The following is a 25,062-nucleotide window of genomic DNA, read 5'->3' on the forward strand; positions in this document are numbered from 1 at the left end:
TTTGTGAGAGAAAAGGTAGGTGTTGATGAAGACTTCAGATCCGCTGGCCTGGGTCAACGGCAGCGACGCCCCGGAAAAAAGCAGCCTTGACCTTGGGTTCATGGCCCTGACCGATTGCGCCTCCCTCGTGGTTGCCGCCACTCAGGGGTTTGCCCAACCCTATGGGCTCACGCTCAACCTCAAGCGCCAGGCATCCTGGGCCAACCTGCGCGACAAACTGGTCAGCGGCGAGCTGGACGCCGCCCATAGCCTGTACGGGCTGATCTATGCCGTACACCTGGGCATCGGCGGCGTAGCGCCTACCGATATGGCCGTGCTGATGGGGCTCAATCAGAACGGCCAGAGCATCAACCTGTCTCACGGGCTACAGCAGCAAGGCGTGGTCACTCCTGAAGCATTGGAGCGCCACGTGCACCAAAGCCGAACAAAACTGACCTTCGCCCAGACCTTTCCCACAGGCACCCACGCCATGTGGCTGTATTACTGGCTGGCGAGCCAGGGCATTCATCCCCTTCAAGACGTAGACAGCGTGGTCGTGCCGCCGCCGCAAATGGTCGCGCACCTGCAAGCCGGGCGAATCGACGGTTTCTGTGTCGGCGAACCCTGGTGCGCCAGCGCGGTGCAGCAGCGCCAGGGCTTTACCCTGGCGACCACCCAGGCAATCTGGCCGGACCACCCGGAAAAAGTGCTCGGCTGCACCCAGGCGTTCGTCGAGCAATACCCCAACACGGCGCGCGTACTGGTGATGGCCATCCTGGAAGCCAGCCGTTTCATCGAAGACAGCCAGGAAAACCGGCGCTCCACCGCACAGTTGCTCAGCGCCCGCGACTACCTCGACGCGCCGCTCGATTGTATAGAACCGCGCCTGCTCGGTGTGTATGACGATGGCCTGGGCAACCGTTGGCAAGATCCCCACGGGTTGCGCTTTTTCGCCGAGGGCGAGGTGAACCTGCCCTACCTGTCCGATGGCATGTGGTTCATGACCCAGTTCCGCCGCTGGGGCCTGCTGCGTGAAGACCCCGACTACCTCGCCACTGCACGCCAGGTGCAGCAACTGGACCTGTATCGCCAAGCCGCCAGCGCCGTAGGCGTCAGCGTGAACGCCCAGGACATGCGCAGTAGCCAGTTGATCGACGGCAAGATCTGGGACGGCTCCGACCCCGCCGCCTACGCCCGCAGCTTCCGCCTGCATGCCATGGCCGAGCCTGTGAACCGCCAGGTTCTGCGCTGACAGGAGGTGCCCGATGTTGCGAATCCTGTTGATCAACGACACCCCGGGCAAGGTCGGCCGGCTCAAGGCCGCATTGACCGAGGCCGGTTTCGAAGTCATCGATGAGTCCGGCCTGACCATCGACCTGCCCGCACGCGTCGAAACGGTGCGCCCGGATGTGATCCTGATCGATACCGAGTCGCCCGGCCGCGATGTGATGGAGCAAGTGGTGCTGTTAAGCCGCGACCAGCCGCGACCGATTGTGATGTTCACCGATGAGCATGACCCGAGCGTGATGCGCCAGGCGATCAAGTCCGGCGTCAGCGCCTACATCGTCGAAGGCATCCAGGCTCAGCGCCTGCAACCGATCCTCGATGTGGCGATGGCTCGCTTTGAGAGCGACCAGGCCCTGCGCGCCCAGCTCCAGGCCCGTGACCAGCAGTTGGCCGAGCGCAAGCGCATCGAACTGGCCAAGGGCATGCTGATGAAAATGAAACACTGCAATGAAGAAGAGGCCTACACCCTGATGCGCCGCCAAGCCATGAGCCGCCAGCAAAAACTGATTCAGGTGGCGGAGCAGATCATCGCCATGAGCGAATTGCTGGGCTGAACTGGCTCAGCTCTTGCTAAGCATTCATCACAGGTAACCAACGGCGGTTGCCCCTCCACGACAAAGACGTCGCCCATCCGGTTTGCCCTCGCGAACCCGGTGGCGGCGTTTTTTCGTTTTGGCCCCAGCGCATGGGGCGGGTGGGGCGGCCTCAGTCGGCAGCTCCATCACTCGGCCTTCTTACTGACTCCCAACCGTTGAGGTGCGTGATGAAATCAAGCTTCTGGAAATCCGGGCACACCCCGACTCTGTTTGCCGCGTTCCTGTATTTCGACCTGAGCTTCATGGTGTGGTACCTGCTCGGCCCGTTGGCGGTGCAAATCGCCGCCGACCTGCACCTGACCACCCAACAACGCGGCCTGGTGGTGGCCACGCCGATCCTGGCGGGCGCGCTGTTGCGCTTTGCAATGGGCATGCTGGCCGACAAGCTGTCGCCCAAAACCGCCGGGCTGATTGGCCAGGTGATTGTGATCGGCGCATTGTTCGCGGCCTGGAAACTTGGCATCCACAGCTACGAACAAGCCTTGTTGCTGGGCATGTTCCTTGGCATGGCCGGCGCGTCGTTTGCGGTTGCCCTGCCCCTGGCCTCCCAATGGTACCCAGCGGAACACCAGGGCAAGGCCATGGGCATCGCCGGCGCAGGTAACTCCGGCACGGTGTTCGCCGCCTTGCTGGCACCGGTATTGGCGGCAGCGTTCGGCTGGAGCAACGTGTTCGGCTTTGCGCTGATTCCATTGGTCCTTACCCTGATCGTCTTCGCCTGGCTCGCACGCAATGCCCCGGAACGCCCGAAACCCAAAGCCATGGCCGACTACTTCAAGGCGCTGGGTGATCGCGACAGCTGGTGGTTCATGTTCTTTTACAGCGTGACATTCGGCGGTTTTATCGGCCTGGCCAGCGCCCTCCCCGGCTATTTCAACGACCAGTACGGCCTGAGCCCGGTAACCGCCGGTTACTACACCGCGGCCTGTGTATTCGGCGGCAGCCTGATGCGCCCGCTGGGCGGGGCCTTGGCAGACCGGTTCGGCGGGATTCGCACCCTGCTCGGCATGTACAGCGTGGCCGCGATCTGCATTGCAGCGGTGGGTTTCAACCTGCCCAGTTCCTACGCTGCACTGGCTCTTTTCGTCTGCACCATGCTCGGCCTCGGTGCAGGTAACGGCGCGGTGTTCCAGTTGGTGCCCCAGCGCTTTCGCCGTGAGATCGGCGTGATGACCGGCTTGATCGGCATGGCCGGCGGTATCGGAGGCTTTGCCCTGGCGGCGGGCATGGGCGCGATCAAACAAAGCACCGGCAGTTATCAAATGGCGCTGTGGTTGTTCGCCAGCCTCGGCGTGCTGGCCTGGTTCGGCCTGCACGGCGTCAAACGACGCTGGAGAACCACCTGGGGCTCGGCTGCCGTGACCGCCGCACGCGTCTGATGAGCCTGCAATTAAGCGTCGCCCAGGCCAGCGCTATCGGCCCGCGGGCGGAAAACCAGGACGCGCTGCGAGTGGTCACCCCCCTCGCGGAGCTGGCCGCGAGCAAAGGTTATTTGTGCGCCATGGCCGACGGTGTCAGCCAATGTGCCGACGGTGGCTTGGCCGCACGCTCGACCTTGCAGGCCCTGGCCATGGACTACTACGCCACGCCACAAACCTGGGGCGTGGCCCAGGCGCTCGAACGGTTACTGCTCGCGCAGAATCGCTGGCTGCAAGCCAACGGCGGCGGCCAGCCATTGCTGACTACTCTGAGCGCCCTGGTGTTTCGCGGGCAACGTTTCACCCTGGCGCATGTGGGAGACTGCCGGGTGTATCGCTGGCTCGACGACCAATTGTTACGCATCAGCGAAGATCACGTCTGGGAACAACCGGGCATGCAGCATGTGCTCAAGCGCGCCCTCGGGCTGGACCAACACCTGGTGCTGGACTTTCTCGACGGCGAACTGCGTGAGGGCGAATGCTTTTTGCTGCTCAGCGATGGCGTATGGGCCACCCTGGGCGACCACAGCATCCGTGCAATCCTGCGCGAGCAAAGCAATCTCGATGCGGCGGTCAACACGCTGGTCAACGCCGCGCACCTGGCCGGCAGCCTGGACAACGCCAGCGCCCTGTTGGTGCGTATCGACCAACTCGGTGCCGCCACCCTCGGCGATGCGTTGGTGCAGTTGCAGCAATGGCCGCTGCCGCCGCCGCTGAAAGCCGGGCAACAGTTTGAAGGCTGGCAGGTTGAAGGCGTGTTGGCGCAGAGCCGACAGTCGTTGTTGTACCGGGTGCGCGACGCCCAGCAGCAGCCCTGGTTGCTGAAAACCCTGCCCCTTGACTATGACGATGACAACGAAGCGGGCCAGGCCTTGCTGTCGGAAGAATGGTTTTTGCGCCGAGTGGCGGGGCGTGCCTTTCCTGAAGTTCACACGGCCAGCGGGCGTCAGCATTTGTACTACGTGATGCGCGAATACCCGGGGCAAACCCTGGCTGAATTGTTCCGGCGTCGAGGTCCCCTACCGTTGGCGGAGTGGCAGTTCATTGCCGAGCGCCTGCTGCGCGCGGTGGGCCTATTGCACCGGCGGCAGATCCTGCACCGCGACATCAAACCGGAGAACCTGTTACTGGGCGACGATGGAGAACTGCGCGTGCTGGATTTCGGGCTGGCCTACTGCCCGGGGCTCTCGGAAGACCGCGCGCAGCTGCTGCCCGGCACCCCAAGCTTTATCGCACCCGAAGCGTTTAACGGCGAGCGCCCTACAGTCCAACAGGATTTGTATAGCGTTGGCGTAAGCCTGTATTACCTGCTGACGGGGCATTATCCCTACGGCGAGATCGAGGCCTTCCAACGCCCCCGCTTCACCCAGGCGATCAGCGCCAGTCGCTATCGCCCCGACCTTCCGGATTGGTTGCCGCTCAGCCTGGAACGGGCCGTGACGGCCTCACCCGCACACCGTTATGAAACCGCCGAAGAGTGGTTGCTGGTGCTGGAACAGGCCGAGCGCCGTGAGCTGAGCGTACGGCCACGCCCACTGCTGGAGCGTGAACCGCTGAAAGTCTGGCAAACCCTGGCGGCGGCGTCGCTGCTGATCAATCTGGTGCTGCTGTATTGGTTGTTGCACCACTAGAGGGCGATTTCCCCCGGCATTTCGAAGACAGCCCCAATAAAACCGGGCACAGGCCAACTTGGCACAAGCACTGCATTATCGATCCCAAGCACATACATATAGCCATCCCTTCAACGACGAAGGGACGAGCTTCCCGAGAGAACGGGACCGGACAAAGGCGTCCTCGCTAGATCACTGGCGGGGGCGCTTTTTTTTTGCGCACGATTTGTCGAGCCATTGCGGAGAACGACATGAAAAAACTCAAATTGGTCATGATCGGTAACGGCATGGCCGGGGTTCGTACCCTGGAAGAATTGCTCAAGCTGAGCAGCGAGCTGTACGACATCACCGTGTTCGGCGCCGAGCCGCACCCCAATTACAACCGCATCCTGCTATCGCCGGTGCTGGCCGGTGAACAGACCTTCGAAGAGATCGTACTCAACGACCTGAGCTGGTACCTGGATAATGACATCAAGCTGCTGCTCAACCGAAAAGTGGTGCAGATCGATCGCGTCAAACGCATCGTCATCGCCGAGGACGGCACCGAGGCCGAGTACGATCGCCTGCTGATCGCCACCGGCTCCACGCCGTTTATCCTGCCGATCCCCGGCAACACCTTGCAGGGCGTCATCGGCTATCGCGATATCGCCGACACCCAAGCCATGATCGACGCCGCCAAGACCCACAGGCACGCGGTGGTCATCGGCGGAGGCCTGCTCGGCCTGGAAGCCGCCAACGGCCTGATGCTGCGCGGCATGCACGTGACCGTGGTGCATATCGGCGAATGGCTGCTGGAGCGGCAACTGGACAAGACCAGCGGCCAGTTGCTGCAAACCGAACTTGAGAACCGTGGCCTGGTATTCCGCCTCTGCGAACAGACCCAGGCCCTGCACGACGCCGGCAACGGTCGGGTCGGCTCGGTGCAGTTCAAGAACGGTGACATCATCCCGGCCGACCTGGTGGTGATGGCTGCCGGCATCCGCCCCAACACCGAACTCGCGGAAAAATCCGGCATCCCGTGCAATCGCGGAATACTGGTCAACGACACCCTGCAAACCTATGACCCGCGCGTCTATGCCATCGGCGAATGCGCCAACCATCGTGGCACCGCTTACGGCCTGGTAGCACCGCTGTTCGAACAGGCCAAGGTCTGCGCCAATCACCTGGCCCAACTCGGCTTTGCCACTTACAAAGGCTCGGTCACATCGACCAAGCTGAAAGTCACCGGTATCGACCTGTTCTCAGCCGGCGACTTCATGGGCGGCGAAGGCACCGAGACCATCACCCTCTCCGACCCGATTGGCGGCGTGTACAAGAAGCTGGTGATCAAGGACGACATCCTGGTCGGCGCCTGCCTGTACGGCGACACCGCTGACGGTGGCTGGTATTTCCGGCAGATCCGTGAGAACCACGCCATCGGCGAGATTCGCGATCACCTGATGTTCGGAGAAAATGCTTTAGGTGACGTAGGCCATCAAGGCCAGGACAAAGCCATGAGCATGGCCGACACCGCCGAAGTCTGCGGTTGCAACGGAGTGTGCAAGGGCACCATCGTCAAGGCGATTCAGGAACACGGGCTGTTCAGCGTCGACGAGGTGAAAAAACACACCAAGGCCGCCAGTTCCTGCGGTTCCTGCGCCGGGTTGGTGGAACAGATCCTGATCAACACCGTGGGCGGCGCCGCCGATGTCAAACCCAAAAGTGAAAAAGCCATCTGCGGTTGCAGCGACCTCAACCACGGGCAAATCCGCCAGGCCATCCGCGACCAGCACCTGCTGACCATCGCCGGCACCATGATCTACCTGAACTGGCGCACGCCCAACGGCTGCGCCACCTGCCGCCCGGCGTTGAACTATTACCTGATCTCGACCTGGCCCGGCGAGGCCCGGGACGACCCGCAATCGCGCCTGATCAACGAACGTGCCCACGCCAACATTCAGAAAGACGGCACCTACTCCGTGGTACCGCGGATGTGGGGCGGTGTGACCAATCCGTCGGAGCTGCGCCGTATCGCCGATGTGGCCGACAAGTACAACGTGCCGATGGTCAAGGTCACCGGCGGCCAACGCATCGACTTGCTCGGCATCAAGAAACAGGATTTGCCGGGCGTATGGAAAGACCTCGACATGCCGTCGGGCCACGCCTATGGCAAATCCATCCGCACCGTGAAGACCTGCGTGGGCAGCGAGTTCTGCCGCTTCGGTACGCAGAACTCCACACAGTTGGGCATCGAGTTGGAGCATGACCTGTTCAACATGTGGTCGCCGCACAAGGTCAAACTGGCGGTGTCCGGTTGCCCACGCAATTGCTCGGAAGCGGGCATCAAGGACGTAGGCATCATCGGCGTCGATTCCGGTTGGGAGATGTATATCGGCGGCAACGGCGGGATCAAGACCGAAGTCGCGGAGTTCTTCGTCAAGCTGAAAACCGCCGAAGAAGTCCGCGAGTACAACGGCGCCTTCCTGCAGCTGTATCGCGAAGAAGCCTTCTACCTGGAACGCACAGTGCACTACCTGCAACGGGTAGGCATGGAGCACATCAAGAAAGCCGTATTGGAAGACCCGGCCCGACGCCAAGCGTTGAATGAGCGCCTGCAATTTTCGCTGTCGTTCGAACAGGACCCGTGGAAGGAACGCCTGGAGCAGCCACAGCTGAAAAAGGAATTCGAGATCATCCCCGTCAAACAGCTGGAGGTGCCGGCATGAACTGGCTGGATATCTGTGCCCTCGATGAAATCAACGCACTGGGCTCGCGCATCATCCAAGGGCCGAAAGGCGATATTGCGATTTTTCGTACCAGTGACGATGAAGTGTTCGCCCTCGACGACCGTTGCCCGCATAAAGGCGGGCCACTGTCCCAAGGCTTGATCTACGGCAAACGCGTGGCCTGCCCGTTGCACAACTGGCAGATCGACCTGGCGTCCGGCGAAGCCCAGGCGCCGGATGTCGGCTGCGCTCACCATCACCTCGCCCGCGTGGAAAACGGCCGTGTGATGCTGGCCCTGCGGGACGCAGGTTGATGAACCGCCAGGTCACCGCGTCCACCTGCTGTTATTGCGGGGTGGGTTGCGGCGTGCTGATCGAGCACGATGGCGTACAGATCCTGGGTGTGCAAGGCGATCCGAGCCACCCGGCCAACTCTGGCAAGTTATGCAGCAAAGGCTCCAGCCTGCACCTGACCGGCGACCTGGCCGCCCGCGCCTTGTACCCCGAACTGCGCCTGGGCAAACACCTGGCCCGTGCGCGCACCGATTGGGACACGGCCCTGGAACACGCCGCCAATGTGTTCGCCGACACGATCGTCGAGCACGGGCCGGACAGCGTAGCGTTCTATATCTCCGGACAATTGCTGACCGAGGACTATTACAGCTTCAACAAGCTGGCCCGGGGGTTGGTGGGCACCCATAACATCGATAGCAACTCTCGGTTGTGCATGTCTTCGGCGGTGGTCGGCTACAAACGCAGCCTGGGCGCCGACGCACCGCCGTGCAGCTATGAAGACCTGGAGAGCAGCGACTGCGTCATGATCGTCGGCAGCAATATGGCCTACGCCCATCCGGTGCTGTTCCGACGCCTGGAAGAAGCCAAGGCGCGACGCCCGCAGATGAAAGTGGTGGTGATCGACCCTCGACGCACAGACACCTGCGACCTGGCCGACCTGCACTTGGCGATTTTGCCGGGTACGGATGTGGCGTTATTCCATGGGATTTTGCATCTATTGCTGTGGGAAGACTGGATCGACCGCGACTTTATCCAGGCACATACCGACGGATTGGCGGAGCTGAAGCGGCTGGTGCATGACTACACGCCGCAGATGGTCACGCAGTTGTGCGGGATCAGCGTTGAGCAACTGCACCTGTGTGCGCAATGGGTGGGCACCAGCGGCAGCTTCCTGTCGCTGTGGTGCATGGGGCTGAACCAATCCACCGCCGGCAGCGCGAAAAACAGCGCATTGATCAACCTGCACCTGGCCACCGGGACGATTGGCCGAGCGGGCTGCGGGCCGTTTTCCCTGACCGGCCAACCCAACGCCATGGGCGGGCGCGAAACCGGCAGCTTGTCGAATTTGCTGCCGGGCCATCGTGAGGCGGCCAACCCGGAGCATCGGGCTGAAGTCGCCGCGTATTGGGGGATTGATTCGTTGCCGCAGCCAACCGGGCTGACCGCGATCGAACTGTTTGAGCAAATCCAGACCGGCAAAATCAAGGCACTGTGGGTTGCCTGTACCAACCCTGCGCAATCGCTGCCGGACCAGAACCGCGTACGCGCAGCCTTGGCCGCCTGCCCGTTCGTGGTACTGCAGGAAGCCTTTCGCACCACGGAGACGGCCGCCTATGCCGATTTACTCCTCCCCGCCGCCAGTTGGGGAGAAAAGGAAGGCACCGTGACCAACTCCGAGCGACGTATTTCCCACGTGCGCCAAGCCATCGCCCCACCGGGAGAAGCGCGACCCGATTGGGCAATCACCGTGGATTTCGCGCAGCGTCTGGAGCAGCGATTGCGGCCTGGCTTGAGCAGCCTGTTTGCGTTCGAACAACCGGCACAGATCTTTGACGAATACAAAGGGCTGACGCGCAACCGTGACCTCGACCTGTCGGGTATCAGCCATGCCCTGCTCGACCGGATCGGGCCGCAGCAATGGCCGTTTCCGATGGGCGCGCAATCCGGAACCACGCGTCTGTACAGCAACGGTGTGTTTCCAACCGATAGCGGTCGCGCGCAGTTTGTCGCTGATCCTTATCGCGCGGCCAAGGAGCAACGCGACGCACGCTTCCCTCTGACCCTGATCACCGGCCGCCTGCGGGACCAGTGGCATGGCATGAGCCGCACCGGCACGGCGGCACAGTTGTTTGGACACGTCAGTGAAGCGTTGTTGAGCCTGCACCCGGATGAATTACGCCGCTATCGCCTCAAGGAAGGTGATCTGGTCAGCCTGAAAAGCCGTCGCGGCAGTGTGATCGTCGCTGTCAGCAGCGATGACAGCGTGCGCCCAGGCCAAGCGTTCCTGCCCATGCATTGGGGCGATCGCTTTCTCAAGGGTGGCGTAAACACCCTTACGCAGCCGGCGTTTGATCCTTTATCGAAACAGCCGGAGCTCAAGCACAGTGGCGTGCGTCTGGAGGCCGTACACCTGCCGTGGCAGCTGTTCGCGCTGATCGAAGGAAATGTGCAACAACACTTCGAGGCGCTGCGCCCACTGTGTGAGGACTTTGCCTACGTCAGCTTGAGTTTGGTCGGCCGTGAACGACCGGCGCTGCTGGTGCGTGCGGCACATGGCGAGGCGCCCGGCCTGCCACTGCTGACCCGTATCGACGAACTTCTCGGGCTCAACGACGGCCCCGTCATGGCCTATGACGACCCACGCCGCTCGATCGGCAAACGCGTGAAGATCGAGAAAGGCCGTATTACCGCGCTGCGCCTGGCGGGTGAAACCCTGGCGCGGCACTGGTTGCAAAGCCTGTGGCTGGAAGGCCGCGCAGATGATCAATTACGCCGGTGGCTGCTGGCCCCGTTAAGTGCACCGCCCGGTGGCACGGCGGCCAGCCTCAAGATCCTGTGCAACTGCAAGAACGTCAGCGAAAACGCGGTGTGCGCCGGCATCGCCCGCGGCCTCAGCCTGGAGGCGCTCAAACAAGAACTGGGCTGCGGTACTCAATGCGGCTCTTGCGTGCCCGAAATCAAACGTCTTTTGGCCGGCCACCCGCAGCCATTCGCCATCAATGTGTGAGGAGAAGAACATGAACGCAAAAGTCTGGTTGGTGGGCGCAGGGCCTGGTGATCCGGAACTGTTGACCCTCAAGGCGGTGCGGGCCTTGCGTGAGGCACATGTGGTACTGATCGATGATCTGGTCAACCCGCAGGTGCTGGAGCATTGCCTCGACGCGCGGGTGATCACCGTCGGCAAGCGCGGCGGCTGCCGGTCGACGCCCCAGGATTTTATTCACCGGCTCATGCTGCGCTATGCGCGCCAGGGAAAATGCGTGGTTCGGCTCAAAGGGGGCGATCCGTGCATTTTTGGCCGGGGTGGTGAAGAGGCGGTGTGGTTGCGCGAGCGCGGTGTTGACGTGGAATTGGTCAACGGAATCACGGCGGGGCTGGCGGGTGCGACGAATTGCGCTATTCCGTTGACCTTGCGCGGTGTAAGCCGTGGCGTAACGCTGGTCACGGCGCATACCCAGGACGACAGCAGCCTGAACTGGCGGGCACTGGCCGAGGGAGGGACGACGTTGGTGGTGTACATGGGAGTGGCGAAGCTGGAGGAGATTCGTCAGCAATTGCTCAATGGTGGCATGGCCGCCGATATGCCGGTGGCGATGATTGAAAACGCCTCGCTGCCCCAACAGCGTGCATGCCGCAGCACACTGGCGCGAATGCAACGGGATGCGCAGGCATTCGCCCTGAAGAGCCCGGCGATCCTGGTGATCGGCCGTGTTACCGCCGCTGCGCAGCCGGCCTGCATTGCCGTATCAGCCAGCGCCTGAGGCAAATTCCAGGCGAAAAAAACCCGGCCTGAGCCGGGTTTTTTTCTACTACTCAGTAATTACTGAGCAGCTTGAGCTTCAACCGAGGCTTCTACGCGACGGTTAACAGCACGACCAGCTTCAGTTGCGTTGTCAGCAACTGGGCGGGATTTGCCGTAACCAACCGAGCTTACACGGTTAGGAGCAATACCGTCTTTGACCAGAACTTGCTTAACAGCGTCAGCACGACGCTGGGACAGCTTCTGGTTGTAAGCGTCTGGACCTACGGAGTCAGTGTGACCTTCAACCACGGTGGTGGTGTTAGGGTACTGCTTCATGAAGTCAGCCAGGTTTTTCACGTCGGCGTAGCTGTTAGGCTTAACAACGGCCTTGTCGAAGTCGAACTTAACGTCCAGCTCAACACGAACAACCTGAGCAACTGGAGCTTCTGGCTCTGGAGTTGGCTCTGGAGCTGGTGCTGGGGTAGGAGCTGGAGCTACTGCGCCAGCGTTACCGCCGAAGTTCACGCCCAGACCAACCAGTGCGGAGTAGTCCCACTTGCCGTTGTCCAGTGCGTAGTCAGCTTCAACACCGGCACGAGCGTACAGGTTGTTGGTGAAGTAGTACTTCACGCCGGCGCCAGCGATGGCCAGGGTGGACTGGTCGCGACCGCTGTGGCCGTCAACTTTGACGTTGGTACGGCTCTGGTGACCGAAACCGCCTTCTACGTATGGACGCAGGCTGTCTACGCCAGCTTGACCGAAGTGATACTGGGCAACCAGGCTGCCGGTATCGCCTTTGATCTTCTGGTTACCAGTACCGTCGTTCGAACGGGTGTGGTTGGTAGCGTCGTAGGACAGGTTCAAGGACAGGTCGTCGGTCAGGAAGTAACCGATGCGAGCGCCAGGGTTGAAGCCGTCTTCGATGTGCTTAACGCTATCGTTGTACTGCTTCTTGTAGAACAGCTCGCCTTCAACTGCGCCTTGGCCTTGTGCCAGTGCGCCGAAAGAAGAAGCGGCAATAAGAGTACCAATGGCCAAGCCCAAGGTGTTTTTCAGTTTCATCCGTTAAATCCCCATCTGGTGATTGTAAAGCAGTCCCACAAACCGGGGGACAACTCGGCGACAAGTCTAACAGAACTTGCCTACACGTAAGAGATATTTGCCACGCACTAAGTTTCAGTCTCGCCCGCAAATTTCTCACGTAATTTATCAAGAGCACGTTTGTAACGCATTTTTGTAGCACTCAAACCCATATGCATGATGTCAGCGATTTCCTGAAACTCCAGCTCTGCGACAAATCGTAGCACCAGAATTTCGCGGTCAATCGGGTTCACATGCACCAACCAGCGATCAAGTCCGCCCTTCTCCTCGGGTGCCGGCGCCTTCTCTTCAGACGCTTCCTCAAGGGGGTCAAGACTCAAAGCGTCCATCAACCGACGCTTTCGCCGCTCCTTACGATACTGCGTGATGCATTCGTTATACGTGATGCTGTAGAGCCAGGTTTTGAACTTCGATTTGCCCTCGAAGTTCTTCAGGCCGTACAGCACCTTGAGCATCACTTCCTGACAGACATCATCCGCATCTCTATCGTTCCCCAAATACCTTGAACAAACGTTGAACAGAGTGCGTTGATACCTGCGCATCAATTCTTCGTACGCACGTGTTACGTGAAACAGCTCCGTGTGTGCGCGCGCGACCAACTCCTCATCAGAGAGCTCACGGGGGTCATAGCGCGTGGACAGCGTTTGGGCTTTATTCAAAACAAGTCGTGCCGACAGTCAGGTCAATGTCCGCCGCAATCCGGTCAGCCGGGTTCGCGGCGGCGTACATTAGCAGGATTTGCCGGATTAGCGGCTATTGACCTGCTGTTCCAGGAGAATCCGATTGGACAGCGACACCAGGTCGCCATCATCGGTCAGCACCGTCGTCTTGACCGTGCCGATCTCCTCGATCTGCCCTTCAACCTCGCCCACACGCACGTGCTGCCCAACCTGATACAGCTCACGTACATAGATTCCCGCAAGAATCTGACCCGCGATTTCCCGGCTTCCCAACCCCATTGCCAACGCAACAGCCAGACCAACGGTAATCAAAACAATCACAATCACGTGGTTTAGCAGGTCAGTCTTGACCTCCAACTGGCTGATTGCGACAGAAATACTGATGATTATCACCAGCCCCTGAGCGATACGCCCCAGGCCCGCCGCATAGTCCAGGCCCACGCCTTCAGCCGCTCCGCGCACCAGCCCATTGGCAAGTTGCGCCAGCAAAACGCCTACCAGCAACACCAGCGCGCCGCCGAAAACCTTCGGCAAATACAGCGCCAGCATGTCGAGCGTAGCTGAAACTCGCTCAAGTCCAAGGGATTGCGCCGCAGAAACCAGAAAAATCAGCAAAACGAACCAATAAACGATCTTGCCGATCAATGTGGAGATCGGCACTTGCAGCCCGGCGCGACCCAGCAGTTTGGTCAGGCCAGTGCCTGCCATCAATCGGTCCAGCCCCAGTTTAGCGAGCAATTTGGACAGCAGGGTGTCGAGCAACTTGGCCACGACAAAGCCCAGCAGGACCAGAACCAGGGCACCAAACAGGTTGGGAATGAAATTCGCCACCTTGGTCCATAGTGCGGTCATCGCAGTGACCAGGCTCTGGGTCCAGAGATCAAGTTCCATATTCAATCAGCCTTATCAGCAGTGCGAGCAAGAGGTTCACGACGGGAAACCGGCGACACATGGGCCGAACCATTGTTCAGGGCCATCATCAGCGCCGGCAACCAGCGACCCAACAGACCGAACAGGTCACCCGCCCCAACCTGACGGTTGGCGGTTTTCAAAACGCGGCCCAGGCAGGCGTCGTCGTCACGGTTGGACGGCGATGCATTGAGCATGTCACGCAAAGACTGTTCGAACGGATCGTGCATAAAGACCTCTCGCAAGTGTTTTAAAAGACGAGGGTAAAATTCTTGAGGTCACATAAGACCTTTCTTATATTCAGGTCATATTCAGGTTAAACCCAACGTAAACGTCGAAAAAGCCACCATTGTCCCAATGCAACGGCCACCATCATCAGGCAGGCAATCGCGAATCCGTAAGGGTTTCCCGCAAACGGTATGCCGCCCACATTGATCCCCAGCAGGCCGGTCAAAAAACTCATCGGCAGAAAAATTCCGGTGATGATCCCGAAGCGGTACATCGTGCGGTTCATGCGCACGCTCAATCGCCGGTCTTCGGTCTCAAGCACAAGCCCCACGCGCTCTCGGGTCAATTCGAGCTCTTCCAGATAACGCGTCAGACTGTTGTGTAATTCGTTCCAGTAGTCAGCGTCGTCGTCACAAAACCAGGGCAATTTGATGCGCGTCAGCTGCGCGAAAATATCCCGTTGCGGCGCCAGAAAACGCTTGAGCCCGGCTGCGCGTCGGCGAATCTGCAAGACGCTGCCGTGCTCCGGAGTATACCGTTCGTCGGCATCGAGCTTTTCTTCCTCGGAATCGACGACCTCAGAGAGGTCAGTGACCAGATCCTGCACTTTATTGGTCAGGTATTGCGCCATATAAAGGATGAGCTCAGACGCAGTTTTCGGCCCATTGCCCTCAGCCAGCTGCACCAACAGCTCATCGGTGGCGCGCAACGGCCGCAGACGCAGGGAAATGACCCGGTCGGCCGCCGCAAAAATGCGCACCGAGACCATATCTTCCGGCTCGGCACCGGGATTGAGGTTCACCCCACGCAAAAACAGCAGCAATTGGGCATCCGGCAACGGCAACAGGCGCGGACGCGTGTTCTCCTCCAGCAGCAGGTCACAGGCAAACTCGCTCAAACCACTGGATTTACGCAGCCAGGTCTGAGTCTGGGGATGACTGCGATCCCAATGCAGCCACAGGCTTTCCTGGGGCTGCAATTGCAAATCGTCGAGCTCAGTCCGGGCAATCCAACGCGCACCGCCTTTACCGTCCAGCACCAGGGCATGTACCAACCCCCATTGCGCGTTTTCTTCCTCGAACATCCTGACCCCTATGGCTACTGCGGTTTATTCGGGCATTTTCAGTGGGCTGGGCGACACAATCACACCGTTGTTGTCGGCGTAGATGTACTCACCCGGGCGGAAGGTCACACCTGCAAAGGTCACCGCCACATTCAAGTCGCCAATGCCGCGCTTGTCGGTCTTCATCGGATGCGTCGCCAAAGCCTGCACACCCAGGTCGGTCTGGGCGATAACGTCGACGTCACGGATGCAGCCGTAGATCACCAGCCCTTCCCAACCGTTTTTCGAGGCTTTCTCGGCAATCATATCGCCCAGCAACGCCCGACGCAGAGAACCGCCACCGTCGACCACCAGCACCTTGCCGGCACCTGGCAGGTCGGCCTGTTCTTTCACGAGGGAGTTGTCTTCGAAGCATTTGATGGTGACGATTTCGCCGCCAAAGGAGTCTCGCCCGCCGAAGTTGCTGAACATCGGCTCAACCACCTGCACCAAATCCGGGTAGGCGTCGCACAGGTCGGGGGTCACATAATGGTTCATCGAGAAACTCCTGTCGGCAAAGTAGAGGTTCAACATCCCACGGTGTACATCAGGAAAACGCGTCACAACAGGCATTCTTTAAGGGCTGCCCGGTTGACGGCGGCCATGATCAGACCCGGCTGGCTGCAACGCAATACCCGTTGCGCGACTGAATATGACCAGAAGCGTTTAATGCGTCATATCTTAGCCGCAACCATTCACAAGTGAAACGCCCTTGGCAGAGCGCTTCGTCAAACCACGGCTTCAACTTCGGACTGTACACCGAACAAAGGTGTCAGCGGATCTCTCAACCAGCGCGCCACCAATGGCCAGACCTCGGCCTGCGCGGGCTTGCTGACCAGCATCTCCACATGCCCGAAATCGCTGGTAAAACCTTGCTGGCGCCCCAGGCACAGGTACTGGCGATGCTCGGAGCCCACCTGCTCGAACAGCTTGCGGCAGGCCCAATCCGGATCCTGCTGATCGCCCGCAGCGCTCACAGCCAGCAGTGGCACATCAACCTCGGCCAAGCCTTTCCACCAGTCGCGGTCGGCATCGCCAAAGCGGCCGAACAGGCCATGCCAGCGCATGCTTTCAATCATGACACCTACGGGTTCGTCTTCCGGGCCGCGCTTGAGCCTTGGGCCGGACAGCTGACCGAGACGCTTCAAAATCAGGCGTCCGCCCCACTCCACCACCGGGATTTTCAACGGCCAATACGTGCGGCTGACCTGACAGCCAAACAACGCCACCGAAGCAGCCGCCGGCGCGCCCAAATGCTGGCCGCCAAGGGCCGCCACCAGGGTCGTAGCGCCCAGGGAATGCCCGATCCAGTGCGGAATCTGCCCGCTTTGCTCACGCACGAATGCGCCAATGGCCGGCACATCGTAGCGCGCATAATCGGCGACACGGTTCTTGGCATAGTCGTGGTTGCGCTTGGACAGACCATGACCACGCATTTCCGGAATCCACACATCAAACCCCTGACGTGCCAAATAGGCACCCAGGCCGATACCTTTGGGCGAGTACCAGAAGCGCCGATTGGAAAAACTACCGTGCAACAAAATAATCGGCATGCCCCGGTTTTCCGGGACATCAGCCAGACCCAGGCGGGTCACGGCCAGCTCGACAGTGCCGTCCGGGCTATTGCCGGGCTTGAGGCGGTACACATCTTCACTCAGGTCGCCACGACGCTCGGCGCTGATCAGGGCGACGGGAAATAGATTGCTGCTGCTTTGCATAATGCTCTTGCACAAAAAAGGGCGGCGTCCGCAAGGATTCCCGCCCTGTACAGATAAGAATGCCGGTCACCCTCAACGAGTGACCGGCACTTTTGACGTATCGACCTTAGACGGGCGCTTGGCCTTCAGCCAGGAAGAACCAGGTTTCCAACACGGAATCGGGGTTCAGCGAGACACTTTCGATGCCCTGCTCCATCAGCCACTTGGCCAGGTCCGGGTGGTCCGAAGGGCCCTGACCGCAGATGCCGATGTACTTGCCGGCCTTGTTGCAGGCGGCGATGGCATTGGCCAGCAGCTTCTTGACTGCCGGGTTACGTTCGTCGAACAGGTGGGCGATGATCCCGGAGTCACGGTCCAGGCCCAGTGTCAGCTGGGTCAGGTCGTTGGAGCCGATGGAGAAACCGTCGAAGAACTCCAGGAACTCTTCGGCCAGGATGGCGTTGGACGGCAGCTCGCACATCATGATCACGCGCAAGCCGTTTTCGCCACGGGACAGACCGTTTTCAGCCAGCAGGTCGACGACCTGGCTCGCCTCGCCCAGGGTGCGCACGAAAGGCACCATGATCTCGACGTTGGTCAGGCCCATCTCGTTGCGCACGCGCTTGAGGGCGCGGCATTCGAGTTCGAAACAGTCACGGAAGGCTTCGCTGATGTAACGCGAGGCGCCACGGAAGCCCAGCATCGGGTTTTCTTCTTCCGGCTCGTAGAGCTTGCCGCCGATGAGGTTGGCGTATTCGTTGGACTTGAAGTCCGACAGACGCACGATGACCTTTTTCGGGTAGAACGCCGCGGCCAGGGTGCTGATACCTTCGACCAGCTTATCGACGTAGAAGCCCACCGGGTCGTTGTAGCCGGCGATGCGCTTGTCGACGCTTTCCTTGAGTTCCAGCGGCAGGCCGTCGTAGTTCAGCAGGGCCTTGGGGTGCACGCCGATCATGCGGTTGATGATGAACTCCAGGCGGGCCAGGCCCACACCGGCGTTCGGCAATTGTGCGAAATCGAAAGCGCGATCAGGGTTGCCGACGTTCATCATGATCTTGAACGGCAACTCGGGCATGGCGTCGATGGAGTTTTGCTTGATGTCGAAGCCCAGCTCGCCTTCGAAGATAAAGCCGGTGTCGCCTTCGGCGCAGGATACGGTCACGCCCTGGCCGTCCTTGAGCAACTGGGTGGCGTTGCCACACCCCACCACGGCAGGAATCCCCAGCTCACGGGCGATAATCGCCGCGTGGCAGGTACGCCCGCCACGGTTGGTCACGATGGCGCTGGCGCGCTTCATCACCGGTTCCCAATCCGGGTCGGTCATGTCGGAAACCAGTACGTCGCCTGGCTGGACTTTGTCCATTTCGGACACGTCCTTGATGATCCGTACCTTGCCCGCGCCGATACGCTGGCCGATGGCACGGCCTTCCACCAGCACAGTGCCGGTTTCCTTGAGCAGGTAGCGTTCCATGACATTGGCCGACGTGCGGCTTTTCACGGTCTCCGGGCGGGCCTGCACGATGTACAGCTTGCCGTCGTCACCGTCCTTGGCCCATTCGATGTCCATCGGGCACTTGTAGTGCTTCTCGATGATCATCGCCTGCTTGGCCAGTTCGCTGACTTCTGCGTCGGTCAGGCAGAAACGTGCACGCTCGGCCTTGTCGACTTCAACGGTTTTCACCGAGCGACCGGCTTTAGCCTCGTCGCCATAGATCATCTTGATGGCCTTGCTGCCCAGGTTGCGGCGCAGGATGGCCGGGCGGCCCGCTTCGAGGGTGCCCTTGTGTACGTAGAATTCGTCCGGGTTGACCGCGCCCTGTACGACGGTTTCGCCCAAGCCGTAGGCACCGGTGATGAACACCACGTCACGGAAGCCGGATTCGGTGTCCAGGGTGAACATCACGCCGGCAGTGCCGGTTTCCGAACGCACCATGCGTTGCACACCGGCAGACAGGGCCACCAGCTTGTGGTCGAACCCCTGGTGTACGCGGTAGGAAATGGCGCGATCGTTGAACAACGAGGCAAACACTTCCTTGGCTGCACGAATGACGTTTTCCACGCCACGGATATTCAGGAAGGTTTCCTGCTGGCCGGCAAACGAGGCGTCGGGCAGGTCTTCGGCGGTGGCCGAGGAGCGCACGGCGACCGCCATGTCCGGGTTACCGGCCGACAGGGTGGCGAAGGCGGTGCGGATTTCTTCGTTAAGCTTCTCGGGGAACTCGGCTTCCATGATCCATTGGCGGATCTGGGCACCGGTCTTGGCCAGGGCGTTGACGTCGTCGACGTCCAGGGCATCCAGCGCGGCGTGGATCTGAGCATTGAGGCCGCTCAGTTCGAGGAAATCGCGGTAAGCCTGGGCCGTGGTGGCGAAACCACCGGGCACCGACACACCAGCGCCTGCAAGATTACTGATCATCTCGCCGAGGGATGCGTTCTTGCCCCCTACGTGCTCTACATCATGGACGCCGAGCTTATCGAGGGAAACTACGTACTCTACCAAGGTGATCTCTCCACTAACTGTGTTGGAAAAGCTCAGGACGCCGGCGGCTCATATAAGAGCAAACGCCTGCGCTTGTGGCCTGGACCTGGAAAATAAGTGAGAATGCGGCCCACTGCGGGACGGCAAAATCGCGCCTATCATATCCAAGATTCGCCACCAGCTTAAGGCCCAGGGCTCAAATGAAACGATCTGCTTTCTTTATTTCCGACGGCACGGGTATCACCGCCGAGACACTGGGTCAAAGCCTGCTTGCGCAGTTCGAAAACGTTACCTTCGCCAAATTCACGCGGCCCTATATCGACAGCGTGGATAAAGCGCGGGCCATGGTACAACAAATCAATCTGGCGGCTGAAAAAGACGGTTTCCGTCCGATCATTTTCGACACCATCGTGAATCAGGATATTCGTGAGATCCTGGCGACTTCGAATGGTTTCATGATCGATATCTTCTCGACGTTCCTGGCGCCTCTCGAACAAGAGCTGAGTGAACACTCCTCGTACTCCGTGGGCAAATCCCATTCCATCGGGCACAACTCCAACTATATGGAGCGTATCGAGGCGGTGAACTTCGCCCTCGACAACGACGACGGCGCCCGCACGCACTACTACGACAAGGCCGACCTGATCCTGGTGGGCGTGTCCCGCTGCGGCAAGACCCCAACCTGCCTGTACATGGCGATGCAATTCGGCATCCGCGCGGCCAACTACCCGCTGACCGAAGAGGATATGGAACACCTGACGCTGCCGGCAGCCCTGCGTGCGCACCAGCACAAACTGTTCGGCCTGACCATCGACCCGGACCGCCTCACGGCCATTCGTAACGAGCGCAAGCCTAACAGCCGCTACTCCAGCTATGCCCAGTGTGAGTTCGAGGTGCGCGAAGTGGAAAACCTGTTCCGTCGCGAGAATATTGCGCACATCAATTCCACGCATTTCTCGGTGGAAGAGATTTCCGCGAAGATTCTGGTGGAGAAAGGTGTGGAGCGGCGCTTCAAGTAAGCGCTTTTGCCGCAAGCGATTGTAGTGAGCGAGCTTGTCGAGCCGCCGTAGCAACGGCGCTCGGCAAACCCGCTCACCACAGCAACCGCCCCCCCGGACTACAACTGAAACCGTCCCCCGCCCTGCCCGAGCGCGGTAGCCAACGCATCAAACCCCGCCCGCAACAACTGATCATCCCCCGACGTATTACAGATACTCGCCCGAATGAACTGCGGTACCGCGGTTTGCCCCACGGCAAATGCCTCGGCGGTGGCGATCAGATAATTGTTCTGTTTGAGCTCCGCCTCGATTTCCGATGCACGCCAAGGCTCCGGCACTTCGATCCAGAAGTGCGGGCTGTTGAGATGGGTGCGGTATTGCAGGCCGGTCAACAGACCTTGCACCAGGGCCTTACGGCGGCTGATCTCATTGATTTGCTGACGCAGCAGGTATTCCGACGTGCCGTTTTCGATCCACTGGGTGGCCAGTTCCAGCGTCACCGGCGTGGCCATCCAGCAAGTGGATCGCAGCGCCGCCGAGATACGGCTGACCAGCGCTGGCGGCGCATGCACATAGCCCACACGCAGGCCCGCAGACACGGCCTTGCTCAGGCTGCTGATCAAAATCGTGCGTTCGGGCGCGAATGCACTGAGGGGCGGCGGACGATCTTCCACCAACACACCGTGGGCTTCGTCCTCAAGAATCAACAGATTGTGTTCGCGACAGACTTTGACCAACGCCTCCCGACGCGCTACCGATAACACCGCCGTCGTCGGGTTCTGGATGGTGGGTGTGCAGTACAACGCCGAAACCCGGTGATTTCGACAGACTTCATCCAACGCGTTCGGCAGCACGCCTTCTTCATCCATTTCCAGGCCAATCAGCCGGATGCCCAACATGCGCGCTGCGGTGATCAGCCCGGGATAAGTCAGTTGCTCCGTGACCACCGTATCACCGGCCCGCAACAGCGCCATCATTGAGCAGAGCAGGCCATGCTGGCCGCCATTCACGCAAATGACCTGCTCGGGAATCGGATGAAAATCGCGCTGCACCAGCCATTGCGCGCCAGCCTCGCGATAGCGTGGCAGGCCGGCGTCCGGGGTGTAGGCGCTGATATCCTGGAGGAACTTGGCATTGGTCGACAGGGTTTGGAAGCTCTGGGCAAGAAATACCGTCTCTTGCCCGGGAATATGCATATTGCGGCTCATGTCGAAGTACTGGCGCGGCTCATCGCTGAAGTTGCGAAAGCCTTCATCCCGCTGGCGCTCCATCCCACGCTTGCGTACGAATGTGCCGTCACCGACCCGCGCCACCACCAATCCCAGACGCTCCAGTTCTCCGTAGGCCCGACTGATGGTGCCAATGGTCACCCCCAAGTTGTCGGAGAGCACCCGATGGGGCGGCAGTTTTCTTCCTGGCTCAATCAAGCCTTCAAGGATGCCCCGCTCCATGACGTCGGACAGGCGCTTGTACTTCACCCCCTGACCGTTGGACAACCCCTCGCGCATAATTGACACCATGTCAATATTTGTTTTGACAGCCATCATTCGCCCTAATAGTGTGCTTTTGCGGGTTCAATCACCGGATTGAATCACTCATAACAAGTTCAATATAGAGTTCAATTACGGCTCAGGGAAGCAATAAACGATGCCAATGTCCGCCGTTCTCGAAAACACTGCAAAAATCAAAAATCAGAAACAGTGGTTGGCTGGACTGGTGACCAGCATCATGTTCCTGATTGTGTGCCTGAGCTGGGGCACCACCTGGTTGGGCATCAAGATCGCCGTGGAGAGCGTGCCACCGCTGACGTCCGCCGGCCTGCGCTTCCTGATCGCCTTTCCATTGTTCCTGTGCTTTGCCCTGGCTCGTCGCGAGCCGATCCTGTTTCCCCGGGAAAGTCGCTGGTTCTTCGTGTTTGTGACCCTTTCCTACTTCAGCGTTCCTTATTACCTGCTCAACTACGGCGAGATGCACGTCTCGTCAGGCCTCACCGCGCTGCTGTTCAGCTGCATGCCGGTATTTATCCTGATCTTCTCCGCGCTGTTCCTGCGTGAGCGCATCTATTTCTCCCAGGTGGTCGGCATCGGCATCGGTTTCGCCAGCCTCTACATGATCATCCGCAGCCAGGGCCTGCACCTGGACCATGCGGAGTTCCTCGGCGTGCTGGCGATCCTGAGCGCCGCGATCATGCACGCGCTGTGCTACGTCATTACCAAGCAAAAAGGCAGCGCCATCAGCGTGATCACCTACAACACCCTGCCCATCGGCATCGCCGGGCTGATGTTGTTCATGGCCGGCTTGTGGTTTGAAACGCCCACCTTCGAACACATCTCCCTGCGTTCCTGGGGTGCGTTGTTCTATCTCGGGCTGGTTGCGTCGGTGGGCGGGTTCATCGTGTACTTCATGCTGCTCAAGCGTTTGAGCCCGATCATCCTGTCGTTCGTGTTCATCATCTTCCCGGTGTTCGCAGTGATCATCGGCGCGTGGTACGAGGGTGTGGCGATTTCCCGGGACCTGATGCTGTACTCGGCCATCCTGCTGGCCGGCTTTGCAATCACCAAGTTGCCGATTGAAAAGTTCCTGGCCAGGAAATCTTGACCCACTCGCCCCATCCACATCAGCAACGCGAGAGAAACATGGACCCCCTGCGCCCAAAAGCCCTGGAACAGATCTACGCCCACGCCAGCCGCAGCTACCCCGAGGAATGCTGTGGTTTCGTCTTCGCCGACGGCAGCGTGTACCTGGGCAGCAATATCCAGAACGAACTGCACCGCAAGAACCCCGAGATGTACCCGCGCAGTGCGGCCAACGGCTACACCTTTTCCGTAGCCGACACCTTGCTGATGAACAAGGCGTTTCGCAGTGACAACCCGGTGGTGGTGATTTACCACTCCCACCCGGATGTCGGCGCCTATTTCAGTGACGAAGACCAGGACAAGGCGCTGTTCCTGGGCGAGCCGATCTACCCCGTCAGCTATCTGGTGGTTGACGTTCGCCAGGGCCGGGCCCTGGGATCAAAGTTGTTTGCCTGGGATGGCAAGCATTTCGCCCTTAACCCTTTCAACGACCTGCACACGGAGTTGTCCATGAACGCTGTCTCTTTCCCCGACATTCTGGTTCGCGTAGCCAAGCTGCCGGGATCGACCCTTGAGGGCGCCGGATCGACATTGCGCGAAGTCATTGAAAATCTCTGCAGCCACCACCCACAGCTGCGCGCGCATCTGTTTCACGAAAAGAACAACCAGCTCAAGGAGCACTTCCTGTTCACTGCCGAAGAGGAACTGATCGGCGCCGATGAACCCTTACCGGAAAAAGCCAGGATCGAAGTGCTGCTGGCCACGTCCGGCGGCATGGATGTCGATGCCCTGAGCAACGAAGAAGTGCAGCGCTACGTACGCCACATCACCCTGCCCGGCGTCGGGCGCGAGGGCCAACTGAAGTTGAAGAAGGCCAAGGTGCTGATCATCGGTACCGGTGGCCTGGGCTCCCCCATCAGCCTGTACCTGGCGGCAGCCGGCGTCGGTACCCTGGGCCTGGTCGACTTTGACGTGGTGGAAAGCAGCAACCTGCAACGCCAGATCGTCCACGGCCACAGCACGCTGGGCATGCCCAAGGTCGAATCCGCCAGGCAACGCCTGCTGGACCTCAATCGCCATATCCAGATCAACGCCCACGACACCGCCCTGAATGCCGACAACGCCCTGGAGCTGGTAGGCGCCTACGACCTGGTGATCGACGGCACCGACAACTTCGACACGCGCTACCTTGTCAACGACGCCTGCGTGCAGTTGGGCAAACCCCTGGTGTACGGCGCCATCTACCGTTTCGACGGGCAGATCAGCGTGCTCAACTATAAGGGTGGGCCGTGCTACCGCTGCCTGTTTCCCTCAGCCCCTCCCGCCGAACTGGCCCCCAACTGCAGCGCCGGCGGCGTGATCGGCGTATTGCCGGGGGTGGTGGGGATGATCCAGGCCACCGAGGCGATCAAGTTGTTGATCGGTATCGGTGAGCCCTTGTCCGGCCGCTTGATGCGCTTCGATGCGCTGGCGATGAAATTCAGCGAAATCCGCTTCAAACGGCGCGCCGACTGCCCCTGCTGTTCGGACCTTCGCCATAGCGAAAGCGTCGCGCCGGCCGTCTGCGCCGACGCTGTGCCGAGCCAACCGTCCCTGGCCGAAGAACGCTACATCAAGCCGCGCGTACTCAAACAAGTGCTGGACCACCACAGCAGCGCCGACGTGCTGCTGGATGTGCGCGATGCCAGTGAACTGGAGGTGTGCAAACTGCCGGGCGTGGTGCACATCCCCCTGGCCGAGCTGGATGGGCAACTCGACAGCCTCAGCCGCGACAACACCCACTACCTGATCTGCTACGCCGGCACCCGTGCCGAGCAAGCGGCGAGCACCTTGCTGGCGGCAGGTTTTGCCAATACCAAAGTCCTGCAGGGCGGCATGAAACACTGGGTGCGCGACGTCGAACCCGACATGCCTTTGTATTGATCGGGGATTGACTG

20 protein-coding genes are annotated in these 25,062 nt (G+C 60.2%); 11 read left to right on the forward strand and 9 right to left on the reverse strand.

Annotated elements, in window-relative coordinates; translation table 11 throughout:
• Positions 1-25 precede the first annotated feature (25 nt).
• The 8 genes from EXW71_RS08130 to cobA all read left to right on the forward strand — a co-directional run bounded on the left by EXW71_RS08130 (position 26) and on the right by cobA (position 11,371).
• Positions 26-1,231 carry a CmpA/NrtA family ABC transporter substrate-binding protein gene (locus EXW71_RS08130; protein WP_134657002.1) on the forward strand — a complete coding sequence of 402 codons (1,206 nt, stop codon included), beginning with the start codon at positions 26-28 and terminating at the stop codon, positions 1,229-1,231.
• A 13-nt stretch (positions 1,232-1,244) separates the two neighbouring features.
• Positions 1,245-1,820 (forward strand): ANTAR domain-containing response regulator, encoded by a 576-nt coding sequence (locus EXW71_RS08135; RefSeq protein WP_123715415.1) that lies wholly within the window; start codon positions 1,245-1,247, stop codon positions 1,818-1,820.
• Between the two features lie 209 nt (positions 1,821-2,029).
• Positions 2,030-3,241 (forward strand): NarK/NasA family nitrate transporter, encoded by a 1,212-nt coding sequence (locus EXW71_RS08140; RefSeq protein WP_123715414.1) that lies wholly within the window; start codon positions 2,030-2,032, stop codon positions 3,239-3,241.
• Positions 3,241-4,911: a bifunctional protein-serine/threonine kinase/phosphatase gene (locus EXW71_RS08145; protein ID WP_134657003.1), complete on the forward strand. Its 1,671-nt coding sequence runs from the start codon at positions 3,241-3,243 to the stop codon at positions 4,909-4,911. Before EXW71_RS08140 ends, EXW71_RS08145 begins: the two co-directional genes overlap by 1 nt.
• Positions 4,912-5,141: 230 nt before the next feature.
• Positions 5,142-7,595 (forward strand): nitrite reductase large subunit NirB, encoded by a 2,454-nt coding sequence (gene nirB, locus EXW71_RS08150; RefSeq protein ID WP_134657004.1) that lies wholly within the window; start codon positions 5,142-5,144, stop codon positions 7,593-7,595.
• A complete protein-coding gene (gene nirD / locus EXW71_RS08155; RefSeq protein ID WP_134657005.1) occupies positions 7,592-7,909 on the forward strand; it encodes a nitrite reductase small subunit NirD in 318 nt (105 codons plus the stop codon). Before nirB ends, nirD begins: the two co-directional genes overlap by 4 nt.
• Positions 7,909-10,617: a nitrate reductase gene (locus tag EXW71_RS08160; protein WP_134657006.1), complete on the forward strand. Its 2,709-nt coding sequence runs from the start codon at positions 7,909-7,911 to the stop codon at positions 10,615-10,617. The genes nirD and EXW71_RS08160 overlap by 1 nt, the downstream gene beginning before the upstream one ends.
• A gap of 10 nt (positions 10,618-10,627) precedes the next feature.
• Positions 10,628-11,371, forward strand: coding sequence for a uroporphyrinogen-III C-methyltransferase (cobA, locus tag EXW71_RS08165; RefSeq protein WP_134657007.1), 744 nt, complete (start codon positions 10,628-10,630; stop codon positions 11,369-11,371).
• A gap of 59 nt (positions 11,372-11,430) precedes the next feature.
• Here cobA and EXW71_RS08170 read toward each other — a convergent pair whose 3' ends face one another.
• The 8 genes from EXW71_RS08170 to ppsA form a co-directional block, all read right to left on the reverse strand.
• Complete coding sequence (locus EXW71_RS08170) at positions 11,431-12,414, reverse strand: OmpA family protein (RefSeq protein WP_123715408.1); 984 nt, start codon at positions 12,412-12,414, stop codon at positions 11,431-11,433.
• Positions 12,415-12,521: 107 nt separating this feature from the next.
• Positions 12,522-13,112 carry an RNA polymerase sigma factor SigX gene (gene sigX / locus EXW71_RS08175; RefSeq protein ID WP_034120675.1) on the reverse strand — a complete coding sequence of 197 codons (591 nt, stop codon included), beginning with the start codon at positions 13,110-13,112 and terminating at the stop codon, positions 12,522-12,524.
• A gap of 87 nt (positions 13,113-13,199) precedes the next feature.
• Complete coding sequence (locus EXW71_RS08180) at positions 13,200-14,024, reverse strand: mechanosensitive ion channel domain-containing protein (RefSeq protein ID WP_017527459.1); 825 nt, start codon at positions 14,022-14,024, stop codon at positions 13,200-13,202.
• A gap of 2 nt (positions 14,025-14,026) precedes the next feature.
• Positions 14,027-14,272, reverse strand: a complete 246-nt coding sequence (locus tag EXW71_RS08185; RefSeq protein ID WP_060756224.1) for a hypothetical protein — start codon at positions 14,270-14,272, stop codon at positions 14,027-14,029.
• Positions 14,273-14,358: 86 nt separating this feature from the next.
• Entirely contained in the window at positions 14,359-15,354 is a 996-nt protein-coding gene (locus EXW71_RS08190) for a zinc transporter ZntB (protein WP_123715407.1), read from the reverse strand.
• Between the two features lie 24 nt (positions 15,355-15,378).
• Positions 15,379-15,870, reverse strand: a complete 492-nt coding sequence (gene rraA / locus EXW71_RS08195) for a ribonuclease E activity regulator RraA (protein ID WP_123715406.1) — start codon at positions 15,868-15,870, stop codon at positions 15,379-15,381.
• A 230-nt stretch (positions 15,871-16,100) separates the two neighbouring features.
• On the reverse strand, positions 16,101-17,090 hold the full coding sequence (locus EXW71_RS08200) for an alpha/beta fold hydrolase (RefSeq protein ID WP_134657008.1): 990 nt from the start codon (positions 17,088-17,090) through the stop codon (positions 16,101-16,103).
• 106 nt (positions 17,091-17,196) lie between these two features.
• The gene (gene ppsA, locus EXW71_RS08205; RefSeq protein ID WP_123715404.1) at positions 17,197-19,572 is read right to left on the reverse strand and encodes a phosphoenolpyruvate synthase; all 2,376 of its coding nucleotides are present in this window, start codon (positions 19,570-19,572) and stop codon (positions 17,197-17,199) included.
• A gap of 179 nt (positions 19,573-19,751) precedes the next feature.
• Here ppsA and EXW71_RS08210 point away from each other — a divergent pair, with 179 nt between their 5' ends.
• Complete coding sequence (locus EXW71_RS08210) at positions 19,752-20,570, forward strand: pyruvate, water dikinase regulatory protein (protein ID WP_123715403.1); 819 nt, start codon at positions 19,752-19,754, stop codon at positions 20,568-20,570.
• A 98-nt stretch (positions 20,571-20,668) separates the two neighbouring features.
• On the opposite strand, the gene EXW71_RS08215 is transcribed toward EXW71_RS08210, so the two are convergent.
• Positions 20,669-22,093 carry a PLP-dependent aminotransferase family protein gene (locus EXW71_RS08215; protein ID WP_134657009.1) on the reverse strand — a complete coding sequence of 475 codons (1,425 nt, stop codon included), beginning with the start codon at positions 22,091-22,093 and terminating at the stop codon, positions 20,669-20,671.
• Between the two features lie 160 nt (positions 22,094-22,253).
• On the opposite strand from EXW71_RS08215, the gene EXW71_RS08220 reads away from it, so the two are divergent.
• Positions 22,254-23,147, forward strand: coding sequence for a DMT family transporter (locus EXW71_RS08220; protein ID WP_167659642.1), 894 nt, complete (start codon positions 22,254-22,256; stop codon positions 23,145-23,147).
• A gap of 38 nt (positions 23,148-23,185) precedes the next feature.
• Positions 23,186-25,048 (forward strand): molybdopterin-synthase adenylyltransferase MoeB, encoded by a 1,863-nt coding sequence (gene moeB, locus EXW71_RS08225; RefSeq protein ID WP_134657010.1) that lies wholly within the window; start codon positions 23,186-23,188, stop codon positions 25,046-25,048.
• Positions 25,049-25,062 lie beyond the last annotated feature (14 nt).

The sequence above is a fragment of the Pseudomonas sp. BCA17 genome, from assembly GCF_004519405.1.
Lineage (GTDB): Bacteria > Pseudomonadota > Gammaproteobacteria > Pseudomonadales > Pseudomonadaceae > Aquipseudomonas.

Excerpts from the sequence above, each read along its gene's own strand:
- EXW71_RS08130 (WP_134657002.1), top strand. The coding sequence starts at position 26 with ATGAAGACTTCAGATCCGCTGGCCTGGGTCAACGGCAGCGACGCCCCG.
- EXW71_RS08140 (WP_123715414.1), top strand. The coding sequence starts at position 2,030 with ATGAAATCAAGCTTCTGGAAATCCGGGCACACCCCGACTCTGTTTGCC.
- EXW71_RS08210 (WP_123715403.1), top strand. The coding sequence starts at position 19,752 with ATGAAACGATCTGCTTTCTTTATTTCCGACGGCACGGGTATCACCGCC.
- EXW71_RS08160 (WP_134657006.1), top strand. The coding sequence starts at position 7,909 with ATGAACCGCCAGGTCACCGCGTCCACCTGCTGTTATTGCGGGGTGGGT.
- rraA (WP_123715406.1), bottom strand. The coding sequence starts at position 15,870 with ATGAACCATTATGTGACCCCCGACCTGTGCGACGCCTACCCGGATTTG.
- EXW71_RS08135 (WP_123715415.1), top strand. The coding sequence starts at position 1,245 with ATGTTGCGAATCCTGTTGATCAACGACACCCCGGGCAAGGTCGGCCGG.
- nirB (WP_134657004.1), top strand. The coding sequence starts at position 5,142 with ATGAAAAAACTCAAATTGGTCATGATCGGTAACGGCATGGCCGGGGTT.
- EXW71_RS08145 (WP_134657003.1), top strand. The coding sequence starts at position 3,241 with ATGAGCCTGCAATTAAGCGTCGCCCAGGCCAGCGCTATCGGCCCGCGG.
- EXW71_RS08180 (WP_017527459.1), bottom strand. The coding sequence starts at position 14,024 with ATGGAACTTGATCTCTGGACCCAGAGCCTGGTCACTGCGATGACCGCA.
- nirD (WP_134657005.1), top strand. The coding sequence starts at position 7,592 with ATGAACTGGCTGGATATCTGTGCCCTCGATGAAATCAACGCACTGGGC.
- cobA (WP_134657007.1), top strand. The coding sequence starts at position 10,628 with ATGAACGCAAAAGTCTGGTTGGTGGGCGCAGGGCCTGGTGATCCGGAA.
- EXW71_RS08215 (WP_134657009.1), bottom strand. The coding sequence starts at position 22,093 with ATGGCTGTCAAAACAAATATTGACATGGTGTCAATTATGCGCGAGGGG.
- moeB (WP_134657010.1), top strand. The coding sequence starts at position 23,186 with ATGGACCCCCTGCGCCCAAAAGCCCTGGAACAGATCTACGCCCACGCC.
- EXW71_RS08200 (WP_134657008.1), bottom strand. The coding sequence starts at position 17,090 with ATGCAAAGCAGCAGCAATCTATTTCCCGTCGCCCTGATCAGCGCCGAG.
- EXW71_RS08185 (WP_060756224.1), bottom strand. The coding sequence starts at position 14,272 with ATGCACGATCCGTTCGAACAGTCTTTGCGTGACATGCTCAATGCATCG.
- EXW71_RS08190 (WP_123715407.1), bottom strand. The coding sequence starts at position 15,354 with ATGTTCGAGGAAGAAAACGCGCAATGGGGGTTGGTACATGCCCTGGTG.
- EXW71_RS08170 (WP_123715408.1), bottom strand. The coding sequence starts at position 12,414 with ATGAAACTGAAAAACACCTTGGGCTTGGCCATTGGTACTCTTATTGCC.